This window comes from Acinetobacter sp. WCHA55 (genome assembly GCF_002165305.2).
Taxonomy (GTDB): domain Bacteria; phylum Pseudomonadota; class Gammaproteobacteria; order Pseudomonadales; family Moraxellaceae; genus Acinetobacter.
Window position 1 is genome coordinate 3,299,689 of record NZ_CP032286.1, and the last position, 20,638, is coordinate 3,320,326.

Annotated in this window: 22 protein-coding genes; 1 reads left to right on the plus strand and 21 read right to left on the minus strand. The window is 45.1% G+C overall.

What is annotated here, in order from left to right; all coding sequences use genetic code 11:
• Positions 1 to 6 precede the first annotated feature (6 nt).
• The 20 genes from CDG62_RS18700 to CDG62_RS19760 form a co-directional block, all read right to left on the minus strand.
• On the minus strand, positions 7 to 1,227 hold the full coding sequence (locus CDG62_RS18700; protein WP_087527623.1) for a beta-ketoacyl-ACP synthase: 1,221 nt from the start codon (positions 1,225 to 1,227) through the stop codon (positions 7 to 9).
• Positions 1,227 to 1,952, minus strand: a complete 726-nt coding sequence (locus CDG62_RS18705; protein ID WP_087527622.1) for a 3-ketoacyl-ACP reductase FabG2 — start codon at positions 1,950 to 1,952, stop codon at positions 1,227 to 1,229. Before CDG62_RS18705 ends, CDG62_RS18700 begins: the two co-directional genes overlap by 1 nt.
• A complete protein-coding gene (locus tag CDG62_RS18710) occupies positions 1,949 to 2,386 on the minus strand; it encodes a 3-hydroxylacyl-ACP dehydratase (protein ID WP_087527621.1) in 438 nt (145 codons plus the stop codon). The genes CDG62_RS18705 and CDG62_RS18710 overlap by 4 nt, the downstream gene beginning before the upstream one ends.
• On the minus strand, positions 2,383 to 3,579 hold the full coding sequence (locus tag CDG62_RS18715; RefSeq protein ID WP_087527620.1) for a beta-ketoacyl-[acyl-carrier-protein] synthase family protein: 1,197 nt from the start codon (positions 3,577 to 3,579) through the stop codon (positions 2,383 to 2,385). The genes CDG62_RS18710 and CDG62_RS18715 overlap by 4 nt, the downstream gene beginning before the upstream one ends.
• Entirely contained in the window at positions 3,572 to 4,129 is a 558-nt protein-coding gene (locus tag CDG62_RS18720; RefSeq protein ID WP_087527619.1) for a DUF3261 domain-containing protein, read from the minus strand. Before CDG62_RS18720 ends, CDG62_RS18715 begins: the two co-directional genes overlap by 8 nt.
• Complete coding sequence (locus CDG62_RS18725) at positions 4,119 to 5,420, minus strand: NAD(P)/FAD-dependent oxidoreductase (protein ID WP_087527618.1); 1,302 nt, start codon at positions 5,418 to 5,420, stop codon at positions 4,119 to 4,121. The genes CDG62_RS18720 and CDG62_RS18725 overlap by 11 nt, the downstream gene beginning before the upstream one ends.
• Before the next feature lie 18 nt (positions 5,421 to 5,438).
• On the minus strand, positions 5,439 to 7,763 hold the full coding sequence (locus CDG62_RS18730; RefSeq protein WP_087527617.1) for an MMPL family transporter: 2,325 nt from the start codon (positions 7,761 to 7,763) through the stop codon (positions 5,439 to 5,441).
• Positions 7,738 to 8,325: an outer membrane lipoprotein carrier protein LolA gene (locus CDG62_RS18735; RefSeq protein WP_228254452.1), complete on the minus strand. Its 588-nt coding sequence runs from the start codon at positions 8,323 to 8,325 to the stop codon at positions 7,738 to 7,740. Before CDG62_RS18735 ends, CDG62_RS18730 begins: the two co-directional genes overlap by 26 nt.
• 61 nt (positions 8,326 to 8,386) lie before the next feature.
• Positions 8,387 to 8,806 carry an acyl-CoA thioesterase gene (locus CDG62_RS18740; RefSeq protein WP_004684321.1) on the minus strand — a complete coding sequence of 140 codons (420 nt, stop codon included), beginning with the start codon at positions 8,804 to 8,806 and terminating at the stop codon, positions 8,387 to 8,389.
• A 9-nt stretch (positions 8,807 to 8,815) separates the two neighbouring features.
• The gene (locus CDG62_RS18745) at positions 8,816 to 10,348 is read right to left on the minus strand and encodes an HAL/PAL/TAL family ammonia-lyase (RefSeq protein WP_087527616.1); all 1,533 of its coding nucleotides are present in this window, start codon (positions 10,346 to 10,348) and stop codon (positions 8,816 to 8,818) included.
• Between the two features lie 5 nt (positions 10,349 to 10,353).
• Complete coding sequence (locus CDG62_RS18750) at positions 10,354 to 11,268, minus strand: acyltransferase (RefSeq protein WP_087527615.1); 915 nt, start codon at positions 11,266 to 11,268, stop codon at positions 10,354 to 10,356.
• A 17-nt stretch (positions 11,269 to 11,285) separates the two neighbouring features.
• Positions 11,286 to 12,020: a glycosyltransferase family 2 protein gene (locus CDG62_RS18755; protein WP_087527614.1), complete on the minus strand. Its 735-nt coding sequence runs from the start codon at positions 12,018 to 12,020 to the stop codon at positions 11,286 to 11,288.
• 13 nt (positions 12,021 to 12,033) lie between these two features.
• Positions 12,034 to 13,695 (minus strand): AMP-binding protein, encoded by a 1,662-nt coding sequence (locus CDG62_RS18760; protein WP_087527613.1) that lies wholly within the window; start codon positions 13,693 to 13,695, stop codon positions 12,034 to 12,036.
• Between the two features lie 78 nt (positions 13,696 to 13,773).
• Positions 13,774 to 14,328: a septation protein IspZ gene (locus CDG62_RS18765; RefSeq protein WP_087527612.1), complete on the minus strand. Its 555-nt coding sequence runs from the start codon at positions 14,326 to 14,328 to the stop codon at positions 13,774 to 13,776.
• The gene (locus tag CDG62_RS18770) at positions 14,325 to 14,573 is read right to left on the minus strand and encodes an acyl carrier protein (protein ID WP_087527611.1); all 249 of its coding nucleotides are present in this window, start codon (positions 14,571 to 14,573) and stop codon (positions 14,325 to 14,327) included. Before CDG62_RS18770 ends, CDG62_RS18765 begins: the two co-directional genes overlap by 4 nt.
• 9 nt (positions 14,574 to 14,582) lie before the next feature.
• Positions 14,583 to 14,843 carry a phosphopantetheine-binding protein gene (locus tag CDG62_RS18775; protein WP_005012584.1) on the minus strand — a complete coding sequence of 87 codons (261 nt, stop codon included), beginning with the start codon at positions 14,841 to 14,843 and terminating at the stop codon, positions 14,583 to 14,585.
• Positions 14,827 to 15,639, minus strand: coding sequence for a lysophospholipid acyltransferase family protein (locus tag CDG62_RS18780; RefSeq protein WP_087527610.1), 813 nt, complete (start codon positions 15,637 to 15,639; stop codon positions 14,827 to 14,829). The genes CDG62_RS18775 and CDG62_RS18780 overlap by 17 nt, the downstream gene beginning before the upstream one ends.
• A complete protein-coding gene (locus CDG62_RS18785; RefSeq protein ID WP_087527628.1) occupies positions 15,633 to 16,253 on the minus strand; it encodes a beta-ketoacyl synthase chain length factor in 621 nt (206 codons plus the stop codon). Before CDG62_RS18785 ends, CDG62_RS18780 begins: the two co-directional genes overlap by 7 nt.
• A 144-nt stretch (positions 16,254 to 16,397) precedes the next feature.
• The gene (locus tag CDG62_RS18790; RefSeq protein WP_087527609.1) at positions 16,398 to 17,315 is read right to left on the minus strand and encodes a LysR family transcriptional regulator; all 918 of its coding nucleotides are present in this window, start codon (positions 17,313 to 17,315) and stop codon (positions 16,398 to 16,400) included.
• Positions 17,316 to 17,998: 683 nt separating this feature from the next.
• The gene (locus tag CDG62_RS19760; RefSeq protein ID WP_004684300.1) at positions 17,999 to 18,121 is read right to left on the minus strand and encodes a hypothetical protein; all 123 of its coding nucleotides are present in this window, start codon (positions 18,119 to 18,121) and stop codon (positions 17,999 to 18,001) included.
• Between the two features lie 375 nt (positions 18,122 to 18,496).
• Between CDG62_RS19760 and CDG62_RS18795 the strand changes: the two genes are divergently transcribed.
• Entirely contained in the window at positions 18,497 to 19,162 is a 666-nt protein-coding gene (locus CDG62_RS18795) for an epoxyqueuosine reductase QueH (protein ID WP_087527608.1), read from the plus strand.
• Positions 19,163 to 19,164: 2 nt separating this feature from the next.
• Here CDG62_RS18795 and CDG62_RS18800 read toward each other — a convergent pair whose 3' ends face one another.
• The gene (locus CDG62_RS18800; RefSeq protein ID WP_087527607.1) at positions 19,165 to 20,559 is read right to left on the minus strand and encodes a methylenetetrahydrofolate reductase C-terminal domain-containing protein; all 1,395 of its coding nucleotides are present in this window, start codon (positions 20,557 to 20,559) and stop codon (positions 19,165 to 19,167) included.
• Between the last annotated feature and the right edge of the window lie 79 nt (positions 20,560 to 20,638).

Here is a 20,638-nt window from a genome sequence, read left to right on the forward strand (position 1 = left end):
ATCTATTTAAATACGTTTAAAAATTAAGGAGGTATTAATCCCTCCAAAAGCAAAATTATTGCTCATCATGGTTTGCGTTTCTGCTGAACGCATGCCCGATACCACATAATCCAGATCACCGCAGGCGCTGTCAATCTGATCTAAATTTAAAGTCGGCACCAACTGATTGCGTCGCATCATTTCAATACTGAGCCATGCTTCAATGGCGCCACACGCCCCAAGCGTATGCCCAAAATAACTTTTTAATGAGCTAATCGGTTTTTTGCCTAAGATCCGCGCAGTCGCTTGTGATTCAGCAATATCCCCCTGATCGGTCGAGGTACCATGCGCATTAACATAATCAATATCTTCGGCTGTAAGCTGTGCATCTTTGAGTGCCAACTGCATACAACGGCCCATCATTTCAGAATCAGGTCGGGTCACATGCTGACCATCGGTATTGCTGCCATACCCCACAATCTCGGCATAAATGGTCGCCCCACGTGCTTGCGCATGTTCATACTCTTCTAAAATCAAACAACCTGCACCTTCACCCACCACCAAACCATCTCGGCTTGCATCAAATGGACGTGGGGTTTTCTCTGGATGGTCATTTTGCACACTGGTCGCCAATAGGACATCGAACACGGCTGAACCCGCTGCACTGAGCTCTTCTGCCCCGCCTGCAATCATCACGGTTTGCTTACCATATTTGATCGCTTCATAAGCTTGACCAATCGCCATAGAACCTGAAGTACACGCACTCGAAGTCGGTAAGGTTAAACCTTTTAAGCCAAAATACACCGTCATATTGACTGCACTGGTATGCGACATCATACGAATGTAGGTTGTCGCATTCAGTTGGCTCATATTGTGCTCAATCAACATTGCACCAAACTCACGTACAGCATCCACACTGCCCGCAGAGGAACCAAAGGCCACACCTGCATCGCCACTTTTTAAAATATCGGCATGCAACAAGCCCGCATCTTCCAATGCTTTTTCTGCGCAAACCACAGACATCAAAGCAACGCGCCCCATGCCACGGGTCACTTTACGATTAAAATGCTTGGGTACGGTAAAGGACTCTACGGGGCCTGCCAATTTACTGCGTAAATCAGGATAAATTTCCCAGTCAGACATATAGCGAATACCGCTTTTGCCTTGTGCAAATTGCTCAAAAATTTGCTCTGCGGTTTCACCCAAAGAGGTAATCCCTGACATGCCTGTCACAACAACACGTTTCATTAGATTAAGCCTCCATTGACTGAAATCACTTGGCGGGTGATATAACTGGCATCATCACTACATAAAAACTTCACTGCTTTGGCGACTTCTTCCACCTGCCCCATGCGCTGCATCGGGATCATTTTCAAAGCGTGTTCTTTCACTTCTTCCGTGACCATTTCGGTTTCAATCAAGCCCGGAGCCACACAGTTCACCGTAATTTTGCGTTTGGCCAATTCCAGTGCCAATGCTTTGGTCGCACCAATCAGGCCTGCTTTAGCAGCACTATAGTTCACCTGACCACGGTTGCCCATGATTCCCGACACTGAAGACAAAGTCACAATACGTCCGCCCTTTTTCAAGCGAATCATCGGCATCATCAGGGGTTTCAGCACATTATAAAAACCGTTCAGAGAGGTCGAGACCACATCATCCCAGTCTTCATCGGTCAATGCGGGGAAAGCACCATCACGGGTTAGTCCTGCATTCAACACCGCACCGTAAAAAGCACCATGCTGTGCTATATCTTGCTCCAAAATGTCAGCAATCTTTTCACGCTCATTCACATCGAACATCAGTACATGACTCGCCTGTCCAAGCGCTTGAATCTCCTGAGCCACTGCTTCGGCCTCAGACTGTCTTGAGCGGGCATGGACCGTGACATCAAAGCCTGCCTTTGCCAACTCTAAAGCAATCGCTTTACCTATTCCACGACTCGAACCCGTGACTAAAACTCTTCTGTTCACACTAATTTTCCAATGATTTCATTCATATTTTCAGGCTCAAATACGCTCAACATAGCGCTGAACCGATGTTCTTGATATTCAATTTCACAATTAAACTGCCCCAAACCTTCGTGCAGATAACTTTGTTCGACCCGAATCTGCACGGTTGTACCCAAACTAAAATAGGCACAGGGTAACTGCATTTTACGCGTTCCCAATAAAAAGCCAATTTTCGGTGGCAATCCTTTGGTTTGCCCTTTATAGCCTGCATAGGCACTAATGGTCTGCGCCATCAGCTCAATACTGCTCCATGTGGGTAAGCCATCTGGCCCACAAAACATCAAATCAGGTGTGATGTGAAGTTCTGCAATCGCAAACGTATCATTGGCTTCAATCAAATGACTCACAAAAACCATCGGTTTCGCATGCGGAATAAACTGTACTGCATCCATCATGGCAAAGCTGTCCCGAAAATTAAACTGATATTGCTGCCGCCAAAAGCAAAAGAATTACTCATCGCATAGCGAATGGGTATATTCAAATGCGGCGTAAGCACATAATTTTGCCCAGCCAAAGCATCGTCCAATTCACCTGCATGATGCAGTGGCAACCAGGATTGGTCCAATAAAACCTGCTGGCAAATAAAGGCTTCGATTGCACCTGCTGCCCCCAGACAATGCCCTGTTTTATGTTTGGTACTGCTCAAAGCCACAGCTGCATCTGAGAAAACAGTCTGTACCGCCTTAATCTCCATCGCATCATTTTGCGGTGTAGAAGTCCCATGTAAGTTCAAATACCCAATATCGCCTGCTTCAAGCTGTGCCATATCTAAAGCTTTTTGCATCGCCTCCGCAGCCCCTTGCCCTTCTGGATGCGGTGCTGAAATATGCCATGCATCCATTGACTCACCGCTCGACAGTAACATCACAGGAGCGGGCGCTTTGGAAAGTAAAAACAGTCCTGCGGCTTCACCAATATTGATCCCGTCACGGTTGGCACCACAGGGCTGACAAATTCCGCTCGATAAGCTTTCTAAACTATCAAAACCATTTAAGGTCAGTTTGCATAGGGTGTCGACTCCACCGACTAAGACAGCATCGGCCAGATCGGCATTCAGCAAACGTTGCCCCGCCGCCAGCGCTTTGGCTGCTGAGGAACAAGCGGTAGAAATGGTATAGGCAGGCCCTTCCCAGCCCAAATACTGTTGTAAGGCTTTCGCTAAACTGCCCATTTCTTGCTTTTGGTGCTGTACAGACTGCGGTACAGACTGTTGAAACTGGACTTTTAAGACAGGCTCATTATCCGCGATGCCTGAGGTTGACGTGCCGATAATCACAGCAAGACGTTGTTTAGCAAACGGTTCTGTATAAGCATGAATTTCAGTTTCAATGTGCGCCAAAGCTGTCAGGGCAAAGCGTAGATTCCGTGAATCTGCACCGCTCAAGCTTTCAGGCACAGCTTGAACTAAGGTTTGATCAGATGCACCGACCCAGACCGAACGCCCCGCGATCAAATCCTCTCGTTGCGACAAAGTATTTTCAGTATTGGTTAAGGCATGCTGAAGCTCAGTGGCATTTTGCCCCAAAGCCGACAGCGCCACACTGAACTGAATACCCACGGCTGAAACCTGCTGTAGATTTTTAGTCATGATGGTCACCTTGATCATCTTCTAAAGTATTGCTCACCGTGCTGATCACCATTTGATAAGGCACTTGCAAATTATTCAGTTCAATTGCTCCTTCATTTTGCTGAATTTTCAACACGGGTTGCTGCTGTATATAAATGGTATCGTCTTTCTGCACGACCGTATTTTGAGCAGTATGTAAGGTAGCAAAATTTGGATACGTGGCATACAGAATATCACGCACCACATAATCAAAAGGCAACCGTTTCATTGGATCAATCCGCTGTTCAACTTCGACCTTTTGACCATCAAAACTGAGCTTAAACAACTGTTGCCCTGTGAGGCTGAGCGCTAACATATCAAGTGACTGCCCCCGTTGTTGCTGATACAGTAAAAAGCTGAAACTCTGGGTTTTCCACTGCACTTCAATTTGATCTTGACGTTGATAATTTTGCGCAGCCCACTGCGGGGTCACGAGTCCCTGCGCCTTGGGGATCCAGCTTTGGCAGGCACTACAGAGCAGAGCACTGGCTAAAAGCCAACTGACAGTTTTCAAACGTAGCTTAAGTTTCATCGGTCAGCGACTCTTTTTGCGGTTGTTCTTCTCGGCAATATTCGGCCAAAGTGCTCAGACGTTGCTTGGCATTACGATGAATCGGGTTAGTTGCATCCCACGCATAACCTGCCAGTAAGGAAGCAATCATACGGCGGATTTTTTCATCCTGATGAGTGGAGAACACCACATCCTGAAATTCACCTGAATACCATGACTCGACATAGGCACGGAATACCTGAATGCCTTTACGTAGTGGCTTTTCATATTGCTCCATCCAATCTACTGCCTGACCCTGCAGCACTTGCTCGACCAATGGTACGGCTAGACTGGACGATTTTAAGGCAATGGTTACCCCCGAAGAAAAGACAGGATCGAGGAACTCGCCCGCATTACCCAGTAGCGCATAATTGTTTGATGCCAAATGTTTCACATCGGCAGAATAGCCCACCAAAGTACGCACAGGAGTATCATGTTTGGCATGGCGTAATACATGCGATAAGCTAACATCATCGGCCAAAATACGTTTTTGCAAAGCTTCTAGGTCATAATCTGCACTGCCGTCATAACCATATTTTTCAAAGAAATCTTGCTCCGCCACGATGCCAAATGAAGAGCGCCCATCGGCAAAGGGAATCAGCCAATACCACGCACGATGATCTTTTTCATGTACGGTAATTAAAATTTTCTCACGATCAAACTCAGGGTCATCCAACAAACCATCTTCGATATGGGTAAAGACTGCACGGCGCACAGGAAAGTCCGACGGGCTTTCTAAGTCGAGAAACTTCGGCAAAATACGGCCAAAACCGCTGGCATCTAAGAGGAACTTGCCTTGAATTTGGTAGCTGTCGCCTTGCGCATCTTTGACCGTCAAAATCGGCTGTGTGGTTGCGACATCGACCGCCAAAACTTCATGACCAAAACGGATATCCGCGCCCATTTTTTCGGCTTGCACTGCCAAAAGCTGGTCAAAGTTGGCACGTCGTACCTGCCATGTGGTGCCTGGGCCTTCACTAAACTTTTGAGTAAAATCATAAAAACTACGCTGTGTGCCTCTTAAAAAAGCCGCGCCATTTTTAAACTGAAAAGCATATTCGTCGGCATGGGCACGCACTGTCTCCAACAATCCCGCTTCTTCTAAAAACACCATACACTGTGGCAATAAAGACTCACCGATGGAAAAACGCGGAAAATATTGCTTTTCAATCACCGTGACTTGGTAACCTTTTTGGCGCAACAAAGCTGCGGCTGAGCTGCCTGATGGTCCCGCCCCAATAATTAAAACATCTGTTTGTTGCATGGTGCTCATAGCACTGTACCCTTTGACTCAGCTCTTTGGCTGATATTGTTGAACCACCACATGTTTTGCATCGGAGGATGTAAAAAGTGTGGCATAAATAAATGAAAAAATAACGCCCAGCAACACTGTTAAGCCAAAACTGTGAATGGCATAGGTATGACTAAAGGACAGCAAACCAAAACTAAAGAACGTCGACATCATGCACAGGAATAAAGCCATCCCCACCACCTGCGGATGATCATGTCCGTGGCGGTAGAAAATCGCATAGTCCACCCCAATCCCAATGATTAGGAAGGTACCCATAATGCTGAATAAATTAATCTCGACCCCCAGCCATGCTTGAATCGCAAACGTGGTCATTAAGGCCATGCTGACAGGCAACACCAACGGTAGAATTGATTTTTTGCCATATAGTGCCCCTAAGCCAATGGCTAAAATCACCAAAGCGCTGAGTAATAACCACTGTGCCTGCTCACGGTGCTGTTTAAACAATTCAGACAGTTGATGAACGGGACGTAACAGTTGTACATCAGCATTTTCAAGCTGTTGTACAGCTTTGACATCATGCACATTTTGCAGCATCACCAAACGTTGTGTCGGACTCATCTGCAAAAAATACAGAGGATGATCTTTAAAGACGGCTTCGGTCAGCAACGGCTGGTCTTTTAAATGCGCTTGCCAGTTTAAAACATCGGCTGCGTTGAGCTGTAACGCTTGCGCATATTCCACCAAAGCGGGCTGGGGAATCGCCTGCAACATTGCAATATTGTGTTTTTGCTGCTCAAGTGATGGAATCCACTGCCCTAAAGCTTGTACAGCATCCAACTTGCCAGCCTGTTGCAAGGGCGCAAGCTCTGCCAGTAGTTGCTGTTCGCGCTGCTCCAACTCTGCTGGGGTTCTGCCCTGTACCACAAAGTATTCACTGCTTTGCTGTTGCATAAAACGCGAACGAATATATTGATCTTCCTGCTTTAAGGTGGCATCCATACTTTGTAAATTACGGATGTCATCATTGCTTCTCAGCAAGGCGAGACTACTACCCATCACCAGTAGAATCAGTGCAATCATGCCATAACGCAGCGTATTTCGACTCTGCACATAACTGCGTGCTTTGCCAATAAAGCCCAAAGCACGTATCGCAGGTTCCGCATTCAGCGCAGGCAAACGTGGCAACAATAAAATACTGGTCACCCATGCGGCGCTCAGTCCAACCATGGAAAAGACCGCAATCTGCTTAAAACCCGGAAATGGGGTAAAACTCAGCACTACATAAGCCAACAATGTAGTCATCAAACCCACAAATAGGCTTGGCAATAATGGTTTTAAAACTGCAAATCCATCCACCTGTCGGTGCTGAGACTGCATGGCCATAAAGTAAAATGAAAAATCGACACAAACCCCTATCAGACTGGCGCCAAAGACCAGTGTCATCAGGTGAATTTCACCGAAAACCCAATACGTCACCGCAAAGGCCACCAGACTGCCTGTACCGACCGCGACCATTTCCGTCAGCATCGGGCGTATCGAACGGAAGCCAAACCAGACCAGTAGTAATATTCCGATGGTCGAACCCACGCCAATAGTCGAGATTTCCTCTTTGGCAGAATTGGTGCCGAACTGTGCAAACAGCAGCGTGCCTGTCCAGTGCGGTTTAACCTGCAACTGGCTAAGCTGCTGATTGATATTTTGAATAAAAGCAGCAGTCTGCTCTTGGTAGGCAATGTTATAAGGGCTGTTGTTGAGCTGAAGTACCATCAGGCGCGAGATACCTTGCTCATCACGAATGGTCGCAAAGCCCTGCTCTAAATTGACATCGGCATTACTTTGTAGAGCGCTTAAACCCACTGCATAACGCGGGAATAGCAACAAGGGATCTTGCTTGAGCATTTCAGCCGTGATTGGCATGCCCGGACTCATCAGTTGCAATAAGCCCTGCTCTATCAGTGCGGTATGATCCTGCCCTTGCACAATCTGCTGATCAGTCTTGGATAATAACCCCGCTTTGTGTAGATACAGCGCTTGGGCAAATTGATCAGGATCAAGCTGCGGACGAACGGGTAAAAACAGCTGACTGTGATCGGCTTGGGTTTTGAGTGCTTGCGTTGCCTGTTCTAATTGCAGATCTGTTTTGGCATCCAACACCACAAAAACTTTGTCATTTAACTGCTGACTGACATATTGCTGTGCTTGTTCCAGATGAGCATCTTGATGGGCCTCAGGCAACAAAGCAAAAATATTGGTCTCAATCTTAATGCCTTTATTCAGCCAAGCCACACCCAGTGCCAAAGCAATGACACACAACAGCAACAACCACAGGCCGCTAAATTTATTTTGCCAATTGGAAAAGCGCATTTTCCGCAGCCGTTAAAGTTTGAGGTTGAGTCGTTTGCTGGCTAAAACGAATGATGGTGCGATTATTGGCTTGTTCCAAAATGGTAATACGGTCCACATAACGCTGACCTTGCGCATCGACTTGGACAAAAAGCTTTTTAAATAGACTGCTTTTCGGCGTTAAGCTGACATTCCACTGCGTCGGACTGTAATTGGCAGACACCACATTAAAGTTTTTAGCGAGTGCCGCTTCATTGCCCGACATCAACTGTAAAAACATCGTCGCTACAGAGCCATACGGGGTTTTATCGACTTCAATTTGACTGGACGTGCGCTGTGTCTTTTGTACCAGCTTACGCGGTGTCACCACCAAATCGGCTTTGACTGGACTTTGAATCTGCCACAGCACGCCTTGGTTTTTGCTGAACAGTACCGTGCCTTTGGACACATAGGTTTTATTCAAAGTGGCCAGTTTCTTCTGTTGCTCAAATTGGGCACGCACCACAGGCGTTGCACCGAGCTGAGCAAACACCTGCTTCAATTCAGTATTTTGTGCATTCACTGTAGGAGCAAGCAGTGTCATCACGCTAGCTGTACACGCAACCAAAATCAACTTAAAAAAATTGTATCGAATCATGCTTGCATTACTCCGCTTTAAATTCAGGCCATGCATTTAAACAGTCCAGCAACACCTGTGGCGACTGGAAGCACATTTCACGTTTTTCAATGTGTACCGCCACTTGTGAGGTATAGCCCTTGGTCAACTTTCTGCCTGAAACTGCATCGAAAATCAGATATTCGATTTTTAAGCGATTTTCCCATTCTTTTAAAATGGCACGCACACGAATTTTTTGCTCAAACTCGATGCCTTGTACATAGCGCACATGACTTTCAATCACCGGCCATGCATAGCCCGAGTCACGCATCTGGTTATAGTTATAGTGAAATTGATCCAGCAATTTGCAGCGCGCAATTTCAAAATATTTTAAATAATGCCCGTGCCACACCACATTCATGGTGTCGACATCATGAAAAGGCACTTCAATGATTACATCAGCATGCATGCTCATTTCCTATGAATATTGAACAGCAATGCTGTCTAACAGTTCTAAATCCTCAAAGCGATGAACCAATGCCTGAAGCTCTTGTTGCAAAGGACGATCTTCCACTACATAGGTGAAGCTCTGAAGCACCCAGTGTTGAAATGCTGTTAAAACAGGGCTGAGTTCTGTATCTACCCCTTTGAGTTTGACCGCCTGAACCGCTGCACAGCTGAGTGCCGCAATCACTTGTTCAGTCAGGGTAATCACTCGACTGGCATCACGCGCAGCAATGGTACCCATACTGACTTTGTCTTGATTATGACATTCGGTTGAGCGTGAGAAAATCGACGCAGCGAGGGTTTGTTTCAAGGCTTCTGCTGTCCATGCCGAAACCCCAATTTGCACCGCTTTAAAGCCATGATTCAACGGCAAACGCTCAGGGCTTGAACCGGTTAAATTGCGCGGCAAACCATTGTTCATTTTATAGTCGACCAACTGTGCCAACTGACGATCCATCAAGTCGGCAATATTCGCGATCATAATTTTCAGGCTGTCCATGGCTTGGGCAATATGTCCGCCATAGAAATGTCCACCATGCAGTACCCGCAGGTTCACTGGGTCAATCAATGGGTTGTCGTTACTTGAATTCAGCTCATTTTCAATAAACTGACGCAACCAGACTTTAGAATCTTCAAACACCCCAATCACATGCGGTGCACAGCGCAGTGAATAACGGTCTTGCAGGCGCGAACTTTGGTGCTCGGTCTGCACTTCACTGTTTAACCAGTCACGTAACTGAGCTGCAATATGTTGCTGTCCCGGATGTGGTTTCTGCGCAAACAAGACTTCATCAAAATGGCTTGGATTCCCTTCTAAAGCCAAGACATTCAGGGCAGTAATCAAAGTACTGGCAAAAGAAATCTGTTCGGCTTTTTTATAATTCAGGCAGGCAATCGCGGTCATAACCGCTGTACCATTCATCAGGGCTAAGCCTTCTTTAGGGCGCATCACCAAAGGCTCCAAACCTTTTTCGGCATACACTTGTGCAATCGGTACGATCTGGTCTTGATAGTACACATCACGCTCACCGACCAAGGCCCCAGCGATATAAGACAAAGGCGTCAAGTCCCCACTGGCACCCACCGAACCTTCTGAGGGAATCACAGGAATGACATCTTCATTCAGCATCCAGACCAAACGCTGTAACAAGGCATGCGAAACACCCGAATAGCCGCGCGCCAAAGAACATAAACGCACCACCACGACAGCACGTGCGGTAATTAAGTCTAAGTTTTGTCCCATGCCACAGCCATGAAAACGCGATAAATGTAGTGGTAGCTCATGCACTTGATGGGCTGGAATTTCGACTAAGCACGAATCGCCATAGCCCGTGGTCACACCATAAATGACGCCTTCGTCTTGCAACAGCTGATCGAGGAAATCTGCGCCACGTTGAATCAATGCTGTCCATTCAGCAGAGGCAGGCAATGCCACCTGTTTTTCCTTACGCGCTACAGCCACAACATCTTCAATACTGAGCGGAGTTTCCCCAACAATTAACACAAGACTTATCCTTTATTCCAAAAATTATAAAAATTAAACCATTGATAGGGCGCGCGTATGCAATGCTGTTCCAACAGTGCCACATACTGTCGTGTGGTCTGTTGCATGGCTTGTAAACGCTCTTTACGTGGCCAGTTTAACTGCTCCGCGACTTGATGAATATGCACTTCAAAATGTGTATCGACTCGATAGCAGAACACTGCCAGCACAGGAGCTTTCAGCAAACTGGCCAAGATCCAAGCGCCTTGCGGCCACAGCGCCTGCTCACCTAAAAACGCAATCGATTGTACCCGATCTGACTGCACAGGTACGCGGTCTGCCGCCACAATCACCCATTCACCCTGATCCAATTTATCCTGTAAAATCAGTGCTGTTTCAATTCCCAACTCATCCACCGAAACCAAATTGACATCGGCATGTTCATTCAGCTTTTTTAAAAATGCATTGAACTTGGTGGCATGTTTTTGATAGACCAACACATTAATTTTCTGCGGATGCTCTGCTTTGACGGCGCGCAGCAATTCAATATTGCCAAAATGCGATACCACAATCACCGCACCTTTTTGATAGTGCGAGCGAAAGTGCGCATGACCATGTAGCTTTAAGTTCTGTTCAGGAATATGCCCAAGCCAACCTTCAATTTTATCTAAAATACATTCGCCAAATTGCATCAAATGCGTATAGCTGTGCCACAGCTGCGGCTCAGTCTGAAACGGAGACTGTGCACCTGTAAAATGATGCAGTTTTTTTAAGTACAACAGAGAAGCCTGACGCGCGGTATTGGAAAAGAGCCAGTACCATAAAATCACAAAGTACAAGATGACTCGGCACAGCCAGCGCCCACCTAAACGGTAGAAACCCAGCATCAGCATCAGCGGCAACATCCCGCCCCGCTCTTTCACGGCGCTCCATTTCTGCATATGCTTCTCTGACCGCCTTAGCCTTTAACTTTCTGATAAATCAGTTTGGGGAACCGCAGCAGCATGCCACCTAACAAGCGACTATGCGCGCGCGCCATGCCCAAATTGTCACGCCACACATCAAAATGTGAAATGCCACCTTCAGGGTAAATCACATGCGTGGGCAAATTGATAAACGGCACATTGTCCCATTTCAAACGCACCAAAATTTCCGAGTCAAAGCCCATCCGCGGTTGAAACTTGGCTGTATTTAGAATGTTCACCGTCTGCGCCAAAGGATAAACACGAAAGCCACACATGCTGTCTTTAATGTCAAAAGACAGACTGTTAATCCACACCCAAATATGGGTTGCATAACGGCCATAGAGACGTTTTTTTGGAACAGTCGCATCAAAGATCGGCTGACCAATAATCATGGCTTTGGGATGCTGGATAGAGGTGTCTAAAAAGCGTTGCACATCCTGCCAATCATGTTGTCCATCCGCATCCAGTTGCAAAGCATGGCTATAGCCACATTGAAAGGCATGCTTGAGACCCGTGATCACCGCCTGCCCCTTCCCTTGATTGTGGGTATGTTCAACCAAATCGACCCTTGGGTAGTCCTGCGCAAGCTGATGTAACACTGCGGTACAAGCGGCATCACTGCCATCATTCACCATAATGATGGGTAACTCAAAAGCACTTAAATGTGACAGTAACGCAGCCAAATAATGCGGATGGTTATACACAGGAATCACAAAGCAGTGTTTCATTTTTTCTCTCGGCTTAAACGTCTACAGGGACAGCAAACAGCAAACGTCCTGATGCCAATATTTTGTCATGATTTTTCAGCTCAAAACTGATCTTATGCGCTTTACGGCTGAGTAGCAGTTCCACCGTTTGATAGGGTTGGATTAGTCCTTGAAATTTTAACTGCTCAAAACCATTGCACCACAGTAAATCTGCCCAGTTTTGTTTGGCAAAATGTTGAATAAATCCAATTTGCCCTACGCCTGGATAAATCGGGAAGTTCGGAAAATGCCCTTTAAAGCATTCCAACTCAGGCACAAACTCTAAAGCATAACTGATCTGCATATCCTGAGACTGCTGTGCCAATACTACAGGTAAGGTCATCGGCTGAAAGAGTGATTTTAAATACTGTTTGTTTAGCTTCGATTGTGCATTTTGTGGCATTTGCGTTAAGAAGCGCCATTGCCGTGGAATTGCGATACTTTCCAATTTCAGTTGTAAGCGTTTTTTCAGTTGTGCGGTGAGTACGGCTTTGCCCTGTTCAATAAGCAGTGCCCGAGCTTCTTCGGTCAGCACAGCCACCACCGCTAACATCTGACGCTGTTCTTTTTCATGAATTAAAACATGGCACTGCTGTATTTCGACCAATTCAGCGATTTTTATTTCAATCGTATCGAGACTTAACCGCTTTTCTTCAAGTTTGACAATGCGGTCTAAACGCCCCAATAACTGGAATGGACTTTTGGAATTATCTGCATCCACGACCTGCACTTTATCTCCAGTCAAAATCCAATCCGTACTAAAAGCATGATTGGTTTTAACGGCTAACTCTTGTTGCTCGGCGCAGTTAATTTCGACATTCGCAAAGGGAGTCCATAGTGCATCATCCGCCTGACGGTGAGCAATCCCGCCTGTTTCAGAACTACCAAACACTTCAGTAATGGGACGGTTCAGCAAAGGACGCACACCTGCATCCAACTTTCCACCAGAGGAATAGACCCGATGGCAGTCTTGCAACACCACATCTGTGGTCCAGCGCTTCAACAATGCAGGACTTGAAATCAGGTAATTGGGCAGTTGCAAATGGGAAATTTTCTTTTGAAGATCGACCACATCTTCAGGGAAGGCCTGTTGTTTTTGGTAGAAACTACGTCCACTGGCTAAGGGCCACAACAGCTTAAACAACAAACCATAAATATGCTGATGACTCACCGTGGCAATCGCAACTGCCCGCTCAGGCAAATCAAAACTGGCTTCCAAACCACAGACTTCATTGAACAATTGTTGCAAGGTGCGCGGAATCTTTTTCGGCTGCCCTGTTGAGCCCGAAGTATAGAAATACAGCTGTGCCTGATTGAGAAAGGCAGCATCAAATTGAAGCTCAAAGGTTGACGCGGCTGTCGACGGCAAACGTTTTAAAAAATAAATCTGCTGTTCAGCCAATTCTTTTTCTAAGTCGCTGACCCGATGCGGCGGCAACAGCACTTGCTTACCTGCTTGCAAGGCTGCAAACAACAATACCAAAAACTCATAACTGTCTTCTTGCCAAAGCGCCCATACCGGCTGTTCCAACTGCTGAATTTGCGTAGCCTGCACAGCTACATCCAACCAAAAAGTGTGAAAGGACACAAAACCTGAGTCCGCCTGAATACACAAGGGACGCAATGAATGGAGATGGTATTGAAAATGACAAGACATAAAATTTGTTTTTAAAAACCGTATTTCTAATCGCTATAGTTCGAGGCCACTGTTTGAGTTGCCCTGACGGAAATGCTGTTATTTCTGTGCCTGATGCAGTCGTTGCTGGCGTTTACGCAACACAAACTCACCCAGTAACAGTCCACCCATCAAGATATAAGAGATCAAACCGTTATACAGCACCCAAATCTTCATCGGTGCAAAGAAAACAGTGATCAGGGCAATGACCGCATTGATGCAAAAAAAACCACACCAAACTTTGGTCACTTGACGGGTCCATTCTACTCCTTCTTCGGGCAGATTAGGCTCTGCCAAACGTGCAAAACGTTCAATCATTGAAGGCGGTCGAATCAAAGTGCTGGCAAAAATAAACAGCGCACCGAGACTCATAAAGACAGGATAGAGTTTAAGCCACGCATGATCTTTTAAAATCAAACTCAACCCGCCACATAAAATTGCAAAACCCGTCAATGGCCACAGCAAAGTATTACCCTTACTCAATAAACGCAGGATACCCAGTGCAATCAGTACTGCACTGACCCAGACATACTGTCCATGCGCTAAAGCATAAGCCACAAAAAAAGGATAGAGGAGCAATCCGACCCCTGCTATCCCTTTTAAAATGTTGTTCATGCAGCCGACATATTCTGAATCACGAGCACCACATCTTGTACGGTACGCACGTTTTTAAAGTCTTCAGGATTGACTTGCTTGCCTGTCAACTCTTTAATTTTTACCACCAAATCAATGGCATCAATACTGTCAACATCGAGGTCTGAAGCTAAGTTTGATTCTAACTGCACATCTTCAGGCGCAATTTCAAACAGCTCTTCCATCCACTCACGTAATTTTTCTAACACGGTTTCTTGTGTAAGCATAGCAACCTCTTATGCTGTTTTCTGTGCTTCAACCAAAGCCACTAAGCTTTGAATTGATTTAAAATGTTCTTTGGTTTCTGCAGACTCTGCATTTAGATGAATGCCATAACGCTTTTTCAATGCCAAACCCAGTTCTAAAGCATCAATCGAGTCCAAACCCAGACCATCACCAAACAAAGGTGCGTCTGTATCAATATCTTCAATACGGATGTCTTCAAGGGCAAGGACATCAATAATCATTTGCTTTAATTCATCAGCAAGATTGCTCATTTAGGGATAACTCTTGGTTAAAAAACCACTGTAATTGTTGATTTAATTGACGTACATTTTTTGGATTGACCGTTACGTCATCCAATACGTCTTCCACTCGGATCGCATCCAGCACTTTCACATGGATATGAAAAGGCTGTTCTGGAATGTGATACCACTTTTCATTTTTGGTCAGGGTCGATGGCGTGCAGCTAATCAGCACAGGACGAATCGGCACACCTGCACGCAGGGCAATATTGGCCGCACCACGCTGAAAGTCATTCAGTTGCTCGCCTTTTGCTGTTCGCGTCCCCTCAGGAAAGATCAACAAGGACGCTGCATGATCCTGCTGTAATTTGTGTACACAGTCCTGAATAAACTGTTCAGAACCTGCATTTAAAATATAGCCTGCGCTTTGCACAGGGCCTTTGGTAAATGGATTCGACCACAGCGCCTGCTTGACCACGCAGTTTGCTTGTTCCATTAAACCAATTAAAACCACCACGTCAATTAGTGTCGGATGATTGGCAATCACCAGCTCTTGTTGACTGTGCTGTAGTTTATCTAAGCCTTCAACCGTATAGGTCATAATGCCCAGTTTCACCATCATTTCGGTAAAACCTTTAAAGCTGTGTTTAATCACCTTTTGAGTACGCTGCTTTCGAAGCTCAAGGTCGGCTGAACTGAGCTTGACCAGTGGCGCAACCAAACCGCCAATCGCCACGCCGCCTAAGCCAAAGCTGGCAAAACTAAACCCTGTCGCGCCTACGCGCCACGCATAGTTGGCTTTTTGCTTGATTCGATTTAATTTCAGCATTTCGTCCACGCTTCTGATTCAGTTTGCTCAGGATTATTCCAAAATGCATTAAATGCCAAAGCCTGCTGATAGGCTGGCGTTGAATCTGTATGTTTTGGTGTCAAGATCAAATTTGCAGGCGCTAATGAAATCATCGCAGCCATTGCAAAAGCAGCAAATGGCTGATGCTCGATATAAATGTCTGGCAGGGCTTCATCATAGTACACCAGCAGAACCTGACCAGCTTCTGGCCTTGTTTTTAACCATGCATAGGCTTCAATCAATCCATCATTCCACGAACCCGCCAAACTGGTTGCAGGCGTCGCATCCTGACATAAAATGGAATAAAGTCCGGAAATTGCATTATGGACCGACGTTGAAAACTGCGTTGGTGAAGGCGTTTGCTCGTTTAACACATCTTCTAAAATATTTAGTGTTTTTGATTCATCGCCATATTGCGACACCCACACAATATAATCGACTTTGTGGGTATTTAAAGTCTGCTTTGCACTATTCAAAGCCAGCTTTGCTAGCCGCGATAAGCGCCGGCGTTGCATGGCAGGAATGTGTTCTATAGCTGATAATTCTTGATCAACCAAGCTCATATTCAAGCGGGATACGTGGAGTTGCATCATCATGATCAGTGTTTAAAAGTTGACAAATTATCAGGCGCGCAATTATAGCACTGAGCCACATTTTTCACAAAAAATAACAAGCGCAGATAGATTCAAAAAAGGGGGATGCAGCAACGCTGCTCCTCCTCCTTGAAACAAGCGCGACTAGATGTAGTATTGCGTTCTTTTCTTGGCAAATTTATCCAGTTGCTTTAAAAAACCTTCGAAATAATCCTTCTCTTTTTCCTCAGTGCGATAGCCTGCATAAAGAGTACGACGCAAACCTTCAGGGGCTACGCAGTCCAAACGACGCGAAGTCACCCAACCCTTTTGTTCATATTCGTTCACCACCCAATCGGGTAATGCCCCAATGCCACGCCCACTTGCCACCAGTTGAATCAACATTTGGGTTAAATCTGTGGTCCGGATCTGCTTCGGCAGAATATTGGCCGGAATAAACAGACGCGACATAATGTCTAAACGGTGCTTATCCACTGGATAGGTTACCAAAGTTTCTTCTGCAAGTTCTTGCACCGTAATATCTTTGGCACGAACCAAAGGATGGGTATTGGATAAAACTAAACGAGATTCATACTCAAAAATAGGGAAATACTCCACCCCTTTTAACGCAATTGGGTCGGCCGTAATCAATAAATCAAATTCACCTGTCTGCAATAACTCATGCGGATTGGCCTCAAAACCTGAAGCGAAATCCAGATCAACATCTGGATACTGTTGGCGATATTGATTTAACAACGGCATTAACCAATCGAAACAGCTATGACACTCTGAGGAAAAAGTAATGCGTCCAGTTTGACCATGCACAATACGGGTAATATCGCTTTGTGCAATTTGTACCTGCGGCAATACTTCATCAGCCAGTTTTAATAAACGCTGTCCAACATTAGAAAAACTAACAGGGCGGCTACGACGGTTCACTATCTCTACGCCAAACCACTGGTCTAACTCACGCAACTGGTGTGACAAAGCTGAAGGCGTTAAACATAAATCTCCTGCAGCCGCCACCAATGAGCCATGCTCTCTTAAAGCGGTTAAGGTTTTTAAATGGCGAAGTTCTAACATCTGACACGGCCCAATTTTTAATTTTGATGAATGCAACATAGCTTAACCTATAAAAGCCAAATTAAATTATTATTTTTCACTTTAATGTAAAATTAATTAATTTAACTCATCTTAAAATCTATGAGCTACAACAGCAATATTCGCCCCATCTCACGGAGAATGAAAAATTTAAACATCCAAATTCATGATCCGCGCATGATTAGCAATTGAAGTAAGGGTTTATTTTATAACTGCGGGTAAATGTGAATCTTTCTCTTAGTCATGCCTAAGTTAAAGCATGATTTATTCAATTTTTTGAAATGCATAACCATCAAATCTAGCCCACCAACTATCCTATTTAACTCGTACCACACCTCGAATTGTCGTGATATCTCTACTTTGATACAACGCAATCATTTGACAGCAAGCAACATGCTCTAGTAGCTGAGTTAAATTCAGCTCAAATATTGAGAACTGATGATTCTCATCTGCTATCCACATTGAGCAGGCTAAAGCGCTGAAAAAGCAAAACGTGCTGACAGCAGAACTTCTCACCACCCTAGTCTTCGGGATTTTTTATGTTCCACGTGAAGCATTAGCAAATATCGAATCAAAGTCGCTTGTCTCTCAAACTGATGAGATTCAAAGCAGAACTTGTAAAACAAAAAAGCTTCCAAAATAGGAAGCTTTTTTAAATCTAAGATTTAACCATCAATCGTGAGCTTTAAAATCTCAGCTTTGGTATAACCCCGTTCTTTTAGAAGATGTTGAATGGCTTTTTTCTCATCTTGATCTTCAAGGAATTTGCAGCGTTGGATCAAACGCATATCGGTCTCATACTGAAAGTTATGACGACACTCCAATTCCTTATTGGAAGGCGTAGTAAAAAAATGAAGCACAGCTAGATACTCTCTTTCTTGCTGTTGAAGTGGCCCGCCTTCAACGAATACCTATCTAACACAACTGTTAAACACCCTTTGTGTAAATGATGACGAATCTCGCTCAATTATGCAAGTTTGGGCCTCTCAAATGTTCTCTCGCTACCCATCTTCAACGCTCATACAGGTCTTAATCATCGGCCAAAGTCGATTTTAATCATGAGAATTCATCAGCTTATCCTGAGAATTCTTCATCCAATCGCCGTTAATCAGCTCGTTAGACGTTTTAAACTGTGAGGTTTAAATATATAAAACCTAGCCAATATGTCGAAGCTCGAACGTCAAAAACTTAGTCTCCCCACAGGCCATGACAAACTACTCTTGCATTCCTGCTGCGCACCTTGTTCAGGTGAAGTCATGGAAACCCTGATTGAATCAGGTATCAATTTTTCCATCTTTTTTTACAATCCCAATATTCATCCCGTGAAGGAATATCTAATTCGTAAAGAAGAAAATATTCGCTTTGCAGAAAAACATCATATTCCATTTATTGACTGTGATTACGATATAGACAACTGGTTTGCACGTGCCAAAGGGATGGAAAATGAGCCAGAGAAAGGCATTCGTTGTACCATGTGTTTTGATATGCGGTTTGAACGAACGGCGTTATATGCGGCAGAACATGGCTTTAGCCTAATCAGTAGCTCTCTCGGCATTTCCCGTTGGAAGAATATGCAACAGATCAATGAATGCGGACACCGTTCTGCTTCACATTATGCAGGCATTCAGTACTGGGACTATAACTGGCGCAAACATGGCGGTGCGGTACGCATGCTAGACATCAGCAAACGTGAAGAATTTTATCAACAAGAATACTGTGGTTGCGTGTATTCACTGCGGGATAGCAACCGCTGGCGCATGAGCCAAGGCCGTGAGCGCATCAAACTCGGAGAAAAGTTCTATTCCAATGCTATGGATCCGGACAACTGATTTTAGTCTGCAGACTCCGCATACCAATTTTTCCAAGAGCTGGTTCCACGTACCGCAATCGACACGGTCGGAATCAGCTTTTCTTTTAAAATCGCTGTTTGTCCAACCGCTTTAGCTAAGCGTGCTTTGACGGAATGAATGCATTCACGGTCACCAAATTCACAGCGGTCTAAGCTGGTTCCACCACAAGGCCCATTAGCCAAGCCTTTAGGACAGGTTTCTGGACAAATATACAGGGTCTCACCTAAACGGCATTGACCACAACTCTCACAGCCCACCACCGCATGCTTACTCAAATGTTCTGTTTTCAGTAATGCATTGTTGGCTTTAGTTCGATCCCAAACATTAAAATTAAAAATAAACCGCCCTACTCCTTTGGCCAGTTTAGATTCAAATAAAGCATCATGCATCAGATGCAGATGTTGGTATTTAATGATCTGACTTGAGGTCGCAGGCCGTGAATAATAAGTCAGCTTCGGATGAAATTCTGTACCTGTTTGCACCTGCCAAAGCGTATTCCAAAGTCGTTCACACTCAGCAGAACTCAAGTGCCAATATTCTTCAATATAGCTTTCCAACAACATTTGTTCTTCAGGCTGATGGCAAGCCGATAAATGCACCCCCGCAAAGCCTAAATGTCGACACATTAGAATTTGTAATGCGCAGCGCGCATAGACGCGATCACTTAAACCCTGTTCTTTTTCCTGTTGCAACACCTGCAACATATGCGGGGTTATCACAATGCCAGCCACTTTATGCTTCAGCATAAACTTAGCCCGCGTCAAGGTCAGTGGCATAACGCAGGCTAAAATTTTCTGCGCATACTGATGTTGCGCTAAAAATACATGTGCATCCTGTAAAGCAGCCATGTCATAGCCCAATTGGGTAATCACATAATCCGCCCCTGCTTTCATCTTTTTATGCAGTTTCAGATATTGTGCCTCTTTTTCCGCTTCCGCATATTTAAACGGGTTAAACGCCACACCGATATGAAAACCGCCTTGGCGTTTGGCTTCCATGACAGCATTCACAGACTCCAAATAACGTGTCCGTGGCTCTACGTCATGGCTGTAGTGGTGCTGTTTTAATTTATCACCCGTTAAGAGCAGCAGGTTCTTTTGACCTTGTGTTTTTGCATCCTGCAAAAACTGCTCAAAGTCCTGTATATCTCGCGCTTTCCCCGAAAAGTGAATGACTTTTTCAATCTCTTGTGGATACTGCTTGGCAACCATTAAAGGCGCTTCATCGTCATCCGCATGTACCCGATCGGCCAGCGTCATAGCCACAGGAAAACCTGCAAATTGAGTTTTGACAGGCCACTGGGCTTGCTGTGCGCTTAAGTATTCAACCAATACGCAAAATTGTTGCTGTGCAAAATATTGAGCAAGTAAAGACATCACAGGAGAAATAATCCAGAGGATTAAAAAAAGAAGAATTATAGTACAAATCAAAAAGAGATGACGAATCGTCTGATTA

Excerpts from the sequence above, each read along its gene's own strand:
- CDG62_RS19760 (WP_004684300.1), bottom strand. The coding sequence starts at position 18,121 with ATGCGTTTGATCCAACGCTGCAAATTCCTTGAAGATCAAGATGAGAAA.
- CDG62_RS18720 (WP_087527619.1), bottom strand. The coding sequence starts at position 4,129 with ATGAAACTTAAGCTACGTTTGAAAACTGTCAGTTGGCTTTTAGCCAGT.
- CDG62_RS18795 (WP_087527608.1), top strand. The coding sequence starts at position 18,497 with ATGTCGAAGCTCGAACGTCAAAAACTTAGTCTCCCCACAGGCCATGAC.
- CDG62_RS18765 (WP_087527612.1), bottom strand. The coding sequence starts at position 14,328 with ATGAACAACATTTTAAAAGGGATAGCAGGGGTCGGATTGCTCCTCTAT.
- CDG62_RS18725 (WP_087527618.1), bottom strand. The coding sequence starts at position 5,420 with ATGAGCACCATGCAACAAACAGATGTTTTAATTATTGGGGCGGGACCA.
- CDG62_RS18790 (WP_087527609.1), bottom strand. The coding sequence starts at position 17,315 with ATGTTAGAACTTCGCCATTTAAAAACCTTAACCGCTTTAAGAGAGCAT.
- CDG62_RS18740 (WP_004684321.1), bottom strand. The coding sequence starts at position 8,806 with ATGCATGCTGATGTAATCATTGAAGTGCCTTTTCATGATGTCGACACC.
- CDG62_RS18775 (WP_005012584.1), bottom strand. The coding sequence starts at position 14,843 with ATGAGCAATCTTGCTGATGAATTAAAGCAAATGATTATTGATGTCCTT.
- CDG62_RS18755 (WP_087527614.1), bottom strand. The coding sequence starts at position 12,020 with ATGAAACACTGCTTTGTGATTCCTGTGTATAACCATCCGCATTATTTG.
- CDG62_RS18715 (WP_087527620.1), bottom strand. The coding sequence starts at position 3,579 with ATGACTAAAAATCTACAGCAGGTTTCAGCCGTGGGTATTCAGTTCAGT.
- CDG62_RS18710 (WP_087527621.1), bottom strand. The coding sequence starts at position 2,386 with ATGATGGATGCAGTACAGTTTATTCCGCATGCGAAACCGATGGTTTTT.
- CDG62_RS18700 (WP_087527623.1), bottom strand. The coding sequence starts at position 1,227 with ATGAAACGTGTTGTTGTGACAGGCATGTCAGGGATTACCTCTTTGGGT.
- CDG62_RS18780 (WP_087527610.1), bottom strand. The coding sequence starts at position 15,639 with ATGCTGAAATTAAATCGAATCAAGCAAAAAGCCAACTATGCGTGGCGC.
- CDG62_RS18760 (WP_087527613.1), bottom strand. The coding sequence starts at position 13,695 with ATGTCTTGTCATTTTCAATACCATCTCCATTCATTGCGTCCCTTGTGT.
- CDG62_RS18735 (WP_228254452.1), bottom strand. The coding sequence starts at position 8,325 with ATGACACTGCTTGCTCCTACAGTGAATGCACAAAATACTGAATTGAAG.
- CDG62_RS18750 (WP_087527615.1), bottom strand. The coding sequence starts at position 11,268 with ATGCAGAAATGGAGCGCCGTGAAAGAGCGGGGCGGGATGTTGCCGCTG.
- CDG62_RS18800 (WP_087527607.1), bottom strand. The coding sequence starts at position 20,559 with ATGTCTTTACTTGCTCAATATTTTGCACAGCAACAATTTTGCGTATTG.
- CDG62_RS18770 (WP_087527611.1), bottom strand. The coding sequence starts at position 14,573 with ATGCTTACACAAGAAACCGTGTTAGAAAAATTACGTGAGTGGATGGAA.
- CDG62_RS18730 (WP_087527617.1), bottom strand. The coding sequence starts at position 7,763 with ATGCGCTTTTCCAATTGGCAAAATAAATTTAGCGGCCTGTGGTTGTTG.
- CDG62_RS18785 (WP_087527628.1), bottom strand. The coding sequence starts at position 16,253 with ATGATGCAACTCCACGTATCCCGCTTGAATATGAGCTTGGTTGATCAA.